The 12,888-nt window shown below is 66.9% G+C and carries 7 protein-coding genes; 3 read left to right on the top strand and 4 right to left on the bottom strand.

The features are described from left to right. Positions 1–37: 37 nt before the first annotated feature. From LQ953_RS09240 to LQ953_RS09230, 3 genes are all read right to left on the bottom strand, one after another. Positions 38–3,580 (bottom strand): autotransporter domain-containing protein, encoded by a 3,543-nt coding sequence (locus LQ953_RS09240; RefSeq protein ID WP_231030439.1) that lies wholly within the window; start codon positions 3,578–3,580, stop codon positions 38–40. 580 nt (positions 3,581–4,160) lie between these two features. Further along, positions 4,161–5,567 carry a sugar porter family MFS transporter gene (locus LQ953_RS09235; protein ID WP_231030438.1) on the bottom strand — a complete coding sequence of 469 codons (1,407 nt, stop codon included), beginning with the start codon at positions 5,565–5,567 and terminating at the stop codon, positions 4,161–4,163. A gap of 89 nt (positions 5,568–5,656) precedes the next feature. Next, positions 5,657–6,727, bottom strand: coding sequence for a LacI family DNA-binding transcriptional regulator (locus LQ953_RS09230; protein ID WP_231030437.1), 1,071 nt, complete (start codon positions 6,725–6,727; stop codon positions 5,657–5,659). A 156-nt stretch (positions 6,728–6,883) separates the two neighbouring features. Between LQ953_RS09230 and LQ953_RS09225 the strand changes: the two genes are divergently transcribed. Further along, complete coding sequence (locus tag LQ953_RS09225) at positions 6,884–7,894, top strand: AAA family ATPase (RefSeq protein ID WP_231030436.1); 1,011 nt, start codon at positions 6,884–6,886, stop codon at positions 7,892–7,894. A gap of 6 nt (positions 7,895–7,900) precedes the next feature. On the opposite strand, the gene LQ953_RS09220 is transcribed toward LQ953_RS09225, so the two are convergent. Beyond that, positions 7,901–8,215, bottom strand: a complete 315-nt coding sequence (locus LQ953_RS09220) for an ArsR/SmtB family transcription factor (protein WP_231030435.1) — start codon at positions 8,213–8,215, stop codon at positions 7,901–7,903. Between the two features lie 160 nt (positions 8,216–8,375). On the opposite strand from LQ953_RS09220, the gene LQ953_RS09215 reads away from it, so the two are divergent. After that, on the top strand, positions 8,376–8,963 hold the full coding sequence (locus tag LQ953_RS09215) for an alpha-ketoglutarate-dependent dioxygenase AlkB (protein WP_231030434.1): 588 nt from the start codon (positions 8,376–8,378) through the stop codon (positions 8,961–8,963). A gap of 91 nt (positions 8,964–9,054) precedes the next feature. Beyond that, entirely contained in the window at positions 9,055–12,822 is a 3,768-nt protein-coding gene (locus LQ953_RS09210; protein ID WP_231030433.1) for a GAF domain-containing protein, read from the top strand. Positions 12,823–12,888 lie beyond the last annotated feature (66 nt).

Below are 12,888 nucleotides of genomic sequence, written 5' to 3'. Positions count from 1 at the left end.
CCCACCGGACGGCCCCTCCCTACCCGAGATCACTAGATCAGAACTTGATCCCAACCGATCCGCGGATGCTGCGGTTCTTCACTTCATCACGCCAGATGGTGGTTTCGCCAGCGATCGACAGGTTCACCCCTGCCGTCTGCACGGTGATCCCGCCGGCCACTTCGGCCCACTCGCGGTCGATACCGGCCAGCCCGAACAAGGCGCCGGGCGTCTGTGACCCGGCGAAGTTGGCCACGAACACCGCCGGCCGTTCGGCGAAGTCGTGGACATACGTGCCGGTCACGAACGGCTTCACCGTCATGTCGCCACGCCCCGCCAGCGTCAGGCTGCCGCGAAGCTGCTGGCTGCTGAGGTTCTGCCGTTCGTAACGCAGTGCCACCGCACCACCACGTTCCACCGTGTCGGAGAAGTCGATCACCGTGGCGCGGCCTGCGATACGCGGCGTCAGCGTGAACAGGCTGCTCAGATCCAGGCGATACCCCAGGCCCACTTCGCTGGTGAAGGCGAGCGCGCTGTCATCCGCAGTCAGGCGGAAGGTGCTTCCGGGAAACGCCACCGTGCGCCGCGTAGTCGTGTCGAACTTGCCCGCGCTCATCTGCACGTCGAGGGTCAGCCCGCTCGCCGGCTGGTATTTGCCGTAAAGCGTCCCCTGCACCAACTCGCCGTCCACGCTATGTGCTGCGGCGGCGCCGTCGCTGCTCAGGTCGCTGTACGAGATTGCGAAGCCGATCGCGCTCTGCTCGTCGACCATCTTCTCGATGCCCGCCGCGGCGTACCAGCCGTCGAACTCGTCGCGCCTGCCGCCGGTGAGTCCCACCGGCATTGCCTCGCTGTCGCCATCGACATAGCCGCCCGCGAAGAACGCGCTGACGTCCTCCGGCAACGCGCCCTCCTGCACCCGCATCTGCTGCCCGCCGTCGAACATCGGCTGCGGCGCCAGGTTCGCGCTCCGCGCCAGCCCCAGCGAAGCCACGCGCAGCGGCTGCCCGATATGGGCGATGGTGCCGCCACTGGTGATCGGGTCGAGCGCCTGCAAGCGGTCGCGGATCATGCCCGACATCGTGTCCACCGCCGCCAGACCGAGCGCACGCACGCTGGTCTCGGTGGTCGGCGCCAGCCCTTCCAGCGTCCCGCGGATCACGCTGGCGCTTTGCAGGTCGAGCGGGCCAAAGATGCCGTCGAATGCCGAAGCGTTGCCGCGGTTCTGGTCGAGCAGGCTGGCATAGCCCCGCTGCACTGCCGAGCCGCCGTCGATGACGCTGGCATATCTCGCCGCATCGATCGCCAGCTGCACGGCATTGGCGGTGTAGGTCAGCCGCGGCGTCAGGATCGCGCTGATCGCGCCCGGCGCATCGAACCGCCCGGTGACGCCCCCCTGCGCGGTTAGGATCGTCCAGCTCTGGTTGGCACGCAGCGCATTGGTGAAGCCCAGGCCCAGCCGCCCGCCGATATTGGCCTGGCCGTTGGTTGGCGTGGTGCCGTTGAACGTCGTCGCCTGCACGCGGATCAGGTCCGACGCGCCGCTGTTCGACAGGTCCACCAGATACGTCGAGGCCGAGGCCAGGATCACGTTGCCGCGGAAGGTCAGCGTGCCGATCGTGCCCGCCGTCCCCGGCGCGATGGTGCCCGCCATGTTGGAGAAGAACGGTACGTTCAGCGTACCCGTGCCGTTCAGTCCGCCCGACATCATCAGGTAATCGCTGGTGGTGTTCAGCACGCCGTTCACCTGCATCGTGCCGGTCGCCTGGACGATGTCCATCAGGCTGGTCAGCGATCCGCTGGCGGTGATGTCCAGCGCGGCGCCCCCGCCCGCCATGGTGAACCGGTCGACGACCGCGGCCGTGTTCAGCGTCGTGGTGCCCGCCGCCGACAGCGTCACATCGAAATAGCGTGGCGCCGTGTTGGTCAGGCGGTCCCCGTCGAAGTTGGTGGGCACGAAGTTGCTCGCCCCCGGCAGCCCGTTCGTCAGCGTAGCGGCCGGCAGCGCCTGTGCAACGGCCTGCGCAGTAGGCGAAACCCTGGTCACGCCCTGCCCGGCTCCGCCTTCCAGCGTTGCCGAAGAGGCAGTGGCCGCGTTGTTGGCCGCCGTACCGCTCAGGGTGCCGGTGCTCACCGTCGCCTTGTCATTGTCCGCCGAGCCGATCGGTCCGGCGCGAACCGTCTCCACGCCGGTCGCCACGTCATAGCAATCGCTGACGCCGCCCTGCTGGAAGCAGGCTTGGCCGAAACCGGGCTGATCGGTGTTCTGCGCGCCCGGCGTTGTCGGCGTACCGTTCACCAGCTGGCCGCTGGCGTTCAGCACGTAATAATTGGGATCCAGGTTCGTCACCCAATGCGCCGCGTCGTTCCAGTTGCCGTTCCCGGCCTTGGCCGACACATAGTGATACGGGTTGTTGGCCGCGATCCAGTCCCAATACAGGTACAGCGGCTGGTAGAAGCTGGCGGTGCCATAGCCGTTCGCGGGCGCGCCGTTGAAGAACTGCGTGTACCCGCCCGACAGCACGCCGATCACCAACTGGCGGGCAAACCCGCGATCCAGGATCAGCGGGCCGCCCGAGTCCCCCGCAGCAGTGATGCCTTCGTTGGGCGTCGGCTGGTCGCGCCAGGCGTTGAAGTCGCGCGGATCGGCGGCCGCGGTCCCGCGGCGCGGGTCATCGAAGTCGATCCAGTACAGGTTCTGCGGCAGCCCGCCGGACTGGCCGAACAAGAAACCCTCGAAATCGTCGATCGAGGCCAGCGCACCCAGCATGTTCTCGGCTAGGCGCCGGCGATAGTCGCTGCCGATCGAGCCGGTGGCGCCGGTGCCGTTGCGCCCATAGCCGTCCAGCACGACGTGATAGCCGGTGCCCGCGGCGCCAATTGCGCCGGGGTCCGGCAGCTGAGAGAACATCAACGCCCAGGTCGGTACATTCTCGGCAGGCGTGTCGAGCGAAGCGAGCGCGACGTCGCCATACAGGAAGCTCTGCGCCGCGGGCTCGGTCGACAACGGATTATAGGCCACATAGTTCGCGTCATACATGTTGCGCGACACCGTGGTCGCGTACCGAACGCCGCCGATGCCGTTCAACCAGCCCCCAAAGGCGCTGGCGCCCGGCGCATTGTTGTCGCGGCCAAAGCCAAACCCGATCGGCTGCCCACCGGAATTCTGGCCATAGGCATTTGCCGGGATGTCGTTCACGCAATGCGCGGCAAAGATCACGGTGCGCGGGTTGATCAGCGTGCCGGTGCAGGTGCCGATGAACCCATTCTGCTGGTCGACGATCATCTGGCCCACGCCGGTGACGTTGTTCGGGTCCTGTGCCGTGGTCGGGGTACCGGGCGCGCCAATCACGATCTGCGGCGTGGGTGCGGCAATGATGTCGGGCCCGCGCGGGGCATAGGCTTCGCGCAGGCTTTCGCTGCCGTCCAGCAGCGGCGACGCGTCGCCTTGTGCGACGCGCTGCGCTTCGTCGATCGCCGGACGGTCGATCGGGCCTGCCACATCCTGCGCCAGCGCAGCGGGGCTGAAGGCCAGACCGAAAGCCGCCGCCGACGTCAGCAGAGCAGCGCGAAAGGCGCGTGAATCCCGTACGCTCGTCATGTACTTCCCCTTTTGCCGCGGAGGTCCCCTGATGACCTTCCGCAAGATCAGCAGGCTATTACGAAAGCGTTCTACGTCAAGCCTCTAGTTTACAGGTCCGCGAGGGTGTGGCTGTGCGAGCACAGCTATTTGTAAAAACCTATTTCGTATTTGAGTAACGCACGCGTAACGACTTCGTCGAAGGCGAATACATGATGCTGATCCGAATGCGCCCACCCCTCTCGCAAGGGCGGAAGATCGACACCGCCTTTTTCACGGCTGCCGGGAGTGCATGCACGGCCGCCTGTAGAAGAATAGCGCCTGGTTCCTACAACGACTTGTTCGCTCCGAACATCACCCCCGGCAACGACATGCAGCCGCTCCCCCTTTTAAGGGCCAGAAGAACGCCCAGGACCTTCTGAGGCGGAGAATCGCGGCATGCCTCCCGCCGGATCGAATAGGGCGACGCAGACCGGATCTGCACAGCGACGAGCCAGCGGCATCCTCTGCCGGGCACCGCCCCCACAAACGCGAACGGGACGGCGCACCCCCGTGCACCGTCCCGTCAATATGAGCGCCAGGCGCCCGGATGATGGAAGGCTTAGCCCTCCATCGCCTCCAGTTCCTTGCCCTTGGTTTCCTTGATGAACTTCTGGACCAGGAAGAAGCTGATCGCCGCGCAGATCGCGTAGAAGCTGTAGCTGGTGGCCAGCCCAAGGCTGGCGAGCATCACCGGGAAGCTCTGCGCGACCAGATAGTTGGCGAACCACTGCGCGAAACCGCACACCGCCAGCGCCGAGCCGCGCATCTGGTTGGGGAACATCTCGCCCAGCATCACCCACATCACCGGGCCCCAGCTGATGTTGAAGAACGCGGAGTAAGCGAGTGCCGCGGCAACCGCGACCTGGCCCATGCTGCCCGGCAGCACCAGCGTCGCGCCTTCGATCGTGCCGGTGGAGAAGGCGTAGACCATGATGAACAGCGTCACCGTCATGCCAGCCGAACCGATCAGCAGCAGCGGCTTGCGCCCGATCTTGTCGACCAGGCCGATGGTGACGAAGCACGCCAGGATCGAGATGCCGCCCGAAATGATGTTGATGATCAGCGAGTCGTTTTCGGTGAAGCCGGCGGCCTGCCACAGCGTCGCGCCGTAATAGAAGATCACGTTGATGCCGACGAGCTGCTGGAACACCGCCAGCACCAGGCCCGCCCAAACGATCGGGCGAACGCCCAGGAAGCCCCCCGGTGTCAGCACATCGGCCAGGCGCGGCCGGTGATCGGACGAGAAGCTCGCCTGGATCTCGGCCAGCTTGAGGCCGCCCTCAGTCGCACCATACAGCCGCGTGAGGACGTGCAGCGCTTCTTCGTTGCGGCGCTTCGACACCAGATAGCGCGGGCTCTCCGGAATGAAGAACAGCGCGATCAGGAACACCGCTGCCGGGATCGCCTGCATCAGGTACATCCAGCGCCATGCCTCGATGTCCCCCCAGAAAATGCTGGTCGAGGAACCCGCAGCCGCGGCGAGATAGTAGTTCACGAAGAACGCGGCGGTCAGGCCGGTGATGATCATGATCTGCTGGACCGTGGTCATTCGCCCGCGAATGTTCGCCGGCGCCACTTCCGAGATATAGGCAGGCGACAGCACCGAGGCGGCACCTACCGCCATGCCGCCGATGATCCGGGCAATGACGAACAGGGTGTGGTCGTGTGCAAGACCCTGGACGATCGCCCCGCCCAGGAACAGGATCGCCGAGAGCCGCATCACGTTGCGACGGCCCAGGCGGTCCGCCAGCGTGCCGGCGAAAAACGCGCCGATGAAGCAGCCGATCAGCAGCGAGCCGACCGTAAAGCCGAGCCCGGCATCATCCAGCGCGAACGCGGCCTTCAGCCCAGGCTGCGTGCCGTTCACTGCGCCACTGTCATATCCGAACAACAATCCGCCGATCGTGGCCACCGCCACGATGGCGCCGATCAGGCCGAGATTGGCCCGCCCCGCTTGTGTATCCATCCCCTAATCCTCTGCCTTGACGCGCCTTTGCGCGCGATTGGTACCGCTAACGGTGCAGGGCTTCCCCAGCAAAAGCAAGCCGCTATGCATCAATGCGGCGGCCGCCCGGAAGACTGCCGCACTACCAGCGCATGCTCCAGCACCTGATCCTGCAAATCGGTGGCGCCGAACCCGCCGCCGTTGCCGGCTGCGCGGTCGGCCCGGATGCGGGCGAGCAGCAGGGCAAGCGCGGCCTCGGCCATGGGCGCGATCGGCTGGCGCACGGTGGTCAGCTCCGGCCAGACAGTGGTGGCCAGCGAGGTATCGTCGAAGCCGACGATGCTTACATCTTGCGGCACATGAAGCCCGCGGCGGTGCGCCACCCCCACGGCTGCCGCCGCCATGTCGTCGTTGCTGGCAAAGATCGCGGTCGGCACATGGTCGCTGTCCAACAGCCGCTCGGCCGCGTCGATGCCCGAGCGGAAGGTGAAGTCGCCTTGTTCCACCGGCATTGCGCTGGCTTCCATTCCCGCCTCTTCCAGTGCCGCCGCGAAGCCGCGGAAGCGTTCTTCACTGGAGGTCTGGTTGGGATTGCCGCGAATGAAGCCGATATGGCAGTGCCCCAGGTCCAGCAGGTGCCGCGTCATCGCCGCGGACGCCTCGAAGTCGTCGATCCGCACGTTGAGACAATCCTCAGGCGGCCGTCCCATCGCCACCGACACCCAGGGAATGCCCGCGGCTTCCAGCACGTCGCGCACCGGTCCGGATTCGGACAAGGGCGGCGGCAGGATCACGCCCCCGACACTGGTCGCCGCGAACTGCCGCGTCGCCTCCGCCTGTTCTTCAGGCGTCTCGCCTTCGCAAAGCTCCAGCACCAGATGGCAGCCCGCGCGCCGCGCCGCCGCCAACGCACCGATCAGGAATTGCGATAGATAGGCCGCCGACGGGTTGGAATAGAGCAGGCCGATCTGCAACTCGTCGCCCGCGGCCAAGCTGCGCGCGGCGCTGTTGGGTGAATAGTTCAGCTCGGCAATCGCCTGGAGAACCGCTTCGCGCGTGCTGTCGCGCACATTGGTACCGCCATTCACCACCCGCGACACGGTCATCGCCGAAACGCCGGCGGCGCGGGCGACGTCCTGAACCGTGGCGGTTCCCCGGTTTCTGCGATTGGCCCTGCTCATCCTGCTCCCTCGACCGGGCGGACGTACCCCGCCTGTCCGCCCTGCGCAACGGATCCGTAGTCGCACAAGATTACATCTGGACGCATCAGCCCTGGTTCAGAAATCGCGTGCCAGCTTCGCCCAAGCAGCGGTAGAACAAGGCCGAGGAGAAACACCATGGCGGCCAGAGCCGCAGCCGGTTCACCGCTTTTGGAGTCCTTGCTGGGCGAACCCGGCATCGACGTGCCGATCCTGCGGCGCATTGCCGACACCCTGGGCCGCCGGCATGCCGCCGTGCCGCCAGCGACTGCGCAACCCTTCCTTGGCCAGCTTCCCGCTCTCGCGCATCTGCCCGCCCAACGCAGCGAACTGCACCGTCAGTTCGACCATCTGGTGCGCCGCGGCCAGCAAGGCAGGGTCCGGCAACTGCCCGGCGGTGCAGCCGATGTCCTGTTCGACCTTGCCCGCCCCGGCGCGGAACTGCTCGGCCACGCGCTCGGATTGGAAGCCAGCGTGCTGGCGAACCGCTATCTGGATGTCACGCCGCAGGGCTCGACCGGGTGGGCGATGCTGCCGCTGTTCCTGTCGCTCCATGCCGCGGGATCGCTCGACACGCGGTTGGCCGAGACCATTCTCGAACCCGCGCCTGCCAGGCTGATCGCAGTGGGCGGGCTGTCGGGGACGGGCAAGTCCACCCTGGCGCAATGGCTCGCGCCCCGCGCGGGGCGGGCACCCGGCGCCCGCGTTCTGCGCTCCGACGTGTTCCGCAAGCGGCTGGCGGGCGTCGCCCCCGAAACGCGCCTGCCGCCTGGACACTATACCCCGCGCAGCGACCGCGACACTTATGAGGCGATGTTCCAGTCCGCTGACGATCATCTCGCCTGCGGGTCGTCGGTGATCCTGGACGCGGTCTTCATGAACCGCAGCGAGCGCGACGTCGCACTGGCGCTCGCGCTCAAGGCCCGGGTGCCGTTTACCGGCATCTGGCTGGAGGCGCCGGAGCGGGACCGCATCGCGCGCGTCACTGCGCGCGAGAACGACGCGTCCGACGCCACCGCAACCGTGGTGCGCGATCAGTCGCGCCGCTCGGTAGGCGAACTGGCAACCTGGCACCGCATCCGCGCGAACCGGCCGCTGGAACTGATCGTCGCCGCCGCCCGTGGCGCATTGGAGCGCCGCCCGGCGTAAAGGACCTTAGGCCGCGACCTCGATCGGCGGCTCGGCACAGAACAGCCCGTGCAGCGATTCCAGCATCTGGCGCGCCTCGGCGCTGGCCAGCGAATAGAAGATCATCTGGCCCGCACGGCGCGCGGTCACCATGCCTTCACGCCGCAACAGCGCGAGCTGCTGGGACACGGCGGTATCGCGCGCCCCGGTCAGCTTGGCGAGCTCGCCGACGGACTTCTCCCCCTCCCACAGGTGGCACAGAAGCAGCAGCCGGCTCCTGCCAGAAAGGGCCTTCAGAAACAGCGACGCGCGGTCGACTTGGGTGATCATTTCGTCCTTCACGGCGCCTCGCTATGCGCGGATCAAAAGGGGTGCAACCCCGTATAAATCCGAAATGCCGATTAACCCCAAGCAGAAGCGGCACAATTCGTCGCATCAATTCTGCCGGACATACTCCGGCAACATTGAACCCCCGTTCCACTCAACCTACGTTATGCCAAATATGTCTGATAATAATCTCGACCTGTTCGGACAGTCTGCAACGCCTCTGCTGCAATATCGCGAGAACTTCGTTACAGCGTCCGAAGCCACAAGCCTTATCGATGCCATGAACGGCCTCGAACTCGCACCCTTTCGCTTCCAGGGCTGGCTCGGCAAGCGCCTGACCGCAAGCTTTGGCTGGCACTATGATTTCGACACCGGGCGGATGGAGACGACCGCACCACTTCCCGAATGGCTCCTGCCGATCCGCGATCGCGCGGCGGCGTTCATCGGCCTGGACGCCGGCGAACTCGTCCAGGCGCTGCTCATCCGTTACGATCCCGGCGCCGGCATTGGCTGGCACAAGGATCGCCCCGCCTTCGAGCATGTCGTCGGCATCTCGCTCGGCAACGCCGCCACCATGCGCTTCCGGCGCCGCCGCGGCACAGGCTTCGAGCGCTTCTCCGCGCCCCTGGCACCGGGCTCGATCTACCATCTGTCCGGCCCGATCCGCCACGACTGGGAACACAGCATCGCGCCGATGGACGTGCCCCGCTGGTCGATCACCTTTCGCAGTCTAGCGGCGTCTTTCCGGGGCACCGCCCGCTAAGGCGTTCGCGCACGAATTCTACACTGGAAGCCGTCCGCAATGGCTGTATGGTCCCTGCCCGCCCGTGGGGCGTTGGTGGACACAGGGCGCGATGACCGGCTTGGGCGCGGATTTTCTGACTGGCGGCGGCGAGATGGGCGCCCATATGCGCGCGTTCGGCTGGGCCACGCACCCGTTCGGCCCGCCCGCTCAGTGGCCCGACGCGCTGCGCACAACCGTGCGGCTGATCCTGAACACCCAGCATCCTGCGCTGATCTTCTGGGGGCCCGAGCTCCGCTGCCTGTACAATGATGCGTTCGCCCAGTCGCTCGGCCCGGAAAAGCACCCCGCCCTGCTGGGGGCGCCGGGCCCCGCCGGGTTGGCCAATGCCTGGAAGGTCATCGGTGCCGACATCGAATCCGTGATGGCGGGCAACCGCTCGGTGTTCCGCGAGGATCAGCCGCTGCGCACCGCACGCCACGGCCGCGTCGAGGAAACGTTTTGGACCTATAGCTGCAGCCCGATCGACGGCGACGGCCCAATCGGCGGCGTGCTGGTGCTGTGCACCGAAACCACCGGCCGGATTCAGGAACATGCCCGCCGCGCCGCCGAGCGTGACCGCCAGCACCGCATGTTCGAACAAGCGCCCGGCTTCATCATGGTGACGCGCGGCCCCGAGCATCTGGTGGAGTTCGTCAACGACGCGCACTGCACCCTGTTCGGCAGCGAGGATTGGGTGGGCAAGACCCTGCGCCGCGCTTTCCCCAGTCTTGAGGCTCAGGAGTTTCTGGACCAGATCGACCTGGTCTACGAATCCGGCCAGGCCTTCGCCGCCGAAGGCGCCGCCGTGCATTACCGCCGCACCGAAGACGGTCCCGCGGAAACCCGCTACCTCACCTTCATCTTCGCGCCGCTGCACGATCATGCCGGCCGCGTCACCGGGGTGTTCTGCGAAGGCTTCGACGTCACCGAGACCCGTCAGGCCGAGCGCCGCCATGCCGTGCTCGCCGAACTGGGCGACCGGCTGCGCGAACTCGACGATCCGCAGGAGATCGCCTTCGCCGCCGCCGAAACCCTGGCGCGCGCGCTCGAGGTCAGCCGCGCCGGCTATGGCACCATCGACACGGTTGCCGAAACCATCACCATCGCACGCGATTGGAATGCCCCGGGCGTGCAGACGATCTCGGGCGTGCTGCACTTCCGCGACTATGGCAGCTATATCGAGGATCTGAAGGCCGGCCGCACCGTCGTGGTCCCCGACGCACGCCTGGATCCCCGCACCGCCGACACCGCAGCCAGCCTGGAAGCGATCACCGCCCGCGCCTTCGTCAACATGCCGGTCACCGAGCAGGGCGGCTTCGTCGCGCTGCTGTTCCTCAACCACGCCGATGTCCGGCCCTGGTCGCCCGAGGAGCTCCAGCTGATCCGCGACGTGGCCGAACGGACCCGCACCGCGGTCGAGCGGCGGCGCGCCGAACAGGCGCTGCGCCTGAACGAGGCGCGGCTGCGCTTCCTGGACAGGCTGGCCAGCGCCACCGCTGAGGCGCGCGATGCGGACAGCGTCATGGCGATCACCACACGGATGCTGGGCGAGCATCTGGCGATCTCCGATTGCGCCTATGCCGACATGGAAGCCGACGAGAACATGTTCAACATCCGCGGCGATTGGCATGCCGCGGACGTTCCGAGCATCGTCGGGCGCTACAGCCTGGAAAGCTTCGGCTCACTCACGGTTGCGAACCTCCACGCCGGCAAACCGCTGATCGTGAACGACAATGTCGCGGAACTGGGCGAGGATGGCGCACAAGCCTTTCTCGATATCGGCATCCGCGCGACGATCTGCATGCCCTTTCTCCGGGAAGGGCGCCTCACCGCGCTGATGGCGATCCACGATTCAAAGCCGCATGCATGGAGCGACGAGGAACTGAACTTGCTGCGCGAAGTGACCGACCGGTCCTGGGCGCATATCGAGCGGGTGCGGACCGAGGCGGCACTGCGCGAAAGCGAGACGCGGCTCCGCCTCGCGATGGAGGGCGCAAGGATCGGCACCTGGGACTGGAACCTCCAGACTCAGCAGGGCACCATGTCCGCCCGCGCGGCGGCAATGCTCGGCACGGATGTCGCAACGGAGGTCACGCCCGAGCTGCTGTTCCGCCTGCTTCACCCCGACGACCGCAACTGGGTGATCGCTGCCTATCGCCATTCGGTGGAAACGGGCGAGGCGTTCTTTGCCGAATACCGCGTCTGCCGCGACGATGGCTCGATCTGCTGGATCGCATCGCGCGGCGTGGTGCAGCGCGAAGGCGACGTGTCGCTTCGCTTCACCGGCACCGTACGCGACGTGACCGCCAGGCGTGAGGCACAGGAGTCGCTACGCGCGCTCAACGAGACGCTGGAACAGCAGGTTGCCGAGCGCACCGCGGAGCGGGACCGCATGTGGCGCCTCAGCAGCGACCTGTTCCTGGTGATCGGGCTGCGCTGGGACGTGCGCGCCGTGAACCCTGCCCTCACGCCCCTGCTCGGCTATCAGCCCGAAGAAGTGCTCGGCGACCGCTTCAGCCGCTATTTCCACCCGCACGACTTGCGCGCCGTGGCGCATGGCATCCGTGCCGCCGCGCGTGGCCCTGTGCGCGACGTGATCGGCCGCGTGCAGGCCAAGGACGGCAGTTGGCGCCATTTCGCCTGGAGCGCGGCGCCCAGCGAAGGCGAAGCCTATGTCATTGGCCGCGACGTGACGGAGGAACTGGAACAGCGTGCCGAGCTGGAGCGCGCACAGGACGCACTGCGCCAGTCGCAAAAGGTGGAGTCGCTTGGCCAGCTCACCGGCGGCGTCGCACACGACTTCAACAATCTTCTCACCCCTATCATCGGCGGGCTCGATCTGCTTCGCCGCAGCAGCACCGCCAGCCCGCGCGATCATCGGCTGATCGGCGGCGCGCTGGAGTCCGCGGAACGCGCCCGCGTTCTGGTTCAACGGCTGCTGGCCTTTGCCCGCCGCCAGCCGCTTCAACCCGGCCCCGTCGACATGGGCGCCCTGATCACCGGTCTCCAGGACCTGATCGCCAGCACCTGCGGCCCACAGGTCGAAGTGGCGGTAAGCGTGCAAGAAGGGCTGCCCCCTGCCCTTGCCGACCCCAACCAGCTTGAAATGGCGCTGCTCAATCTCAGCGTGAATTCGCGCGACGCCATGCCCGAGGGGGGGCGGCTGACGCTCGCGGCCCGGCATGCCAATGTCGGCCCCGGGCATGACAGTGGCCTGGCGCCCGGCGACTATGTCAGCCTGTCGGTTGCCGACACCGGATCGGGCATGGACGCAGAGACCATGGCGCGCGCGATCGAGCCTTTCTTCTCGACCAAGGGCATCGGCAAGGGGACGGGCCTGGGCCTCTCGATGGTCCATGGTCTGTCGCTTCAGCTGGGCGGATCGATGCAGCTGCGCAGCGCGCCGGGCAAAGGGACGGAGGTCGAACTGCTGCTGCCGATCGCCGATGGCTGCCCCGAAGCCCGCACCGACGCCACCGCCGAGCAATCCGGCGAAGCCAGCGGCCTGGTGCTGCTGGTCGACGACGAAGCGGGCGTACGCGAATCCACCGCCGCGCTGCTCGGCGACCTGGGCTACAGCGTGGTGGAAGTGGAAAGCGGCCACGAAGCCCTCGCCTTCCTCGCACGCGCGCATGCCGACTATGTTGTCACCGACCACCTCATGCCCGGCATGACCGGCAGCGAACTTGCCCAAATCGTGCGCGAGCGGCATCCCGGCACCCCGGTACTGATCGTGTCGGGCTATGCCGAACTGGACGGCATCGCCCCCGACCTGCCCCGCCTTCCCAAGCCGTTCCGCCAGGACGAACTCGCAGTCAGCATGGCCGCCCTGGGCTGATCCGGCACGCATTCGCTGCACGCGATTGATCCATGATGTCCGGTGCGGCGGCGCGCTTCGCTAAGC

It is taken from the genome of Sphingomonas sp. IC-56 (genome assembly GCF_021043375.1).
Classification (GTDB): domain Bacteria; phylum Pseudomonadota; class Alphaproteobacteria; order Sphingomonadales; family Sphingomonadaceae; genus Sphingomonas.
This window is presented reverse-complemented; position numbering and strand designations above follow the sequence as displayed.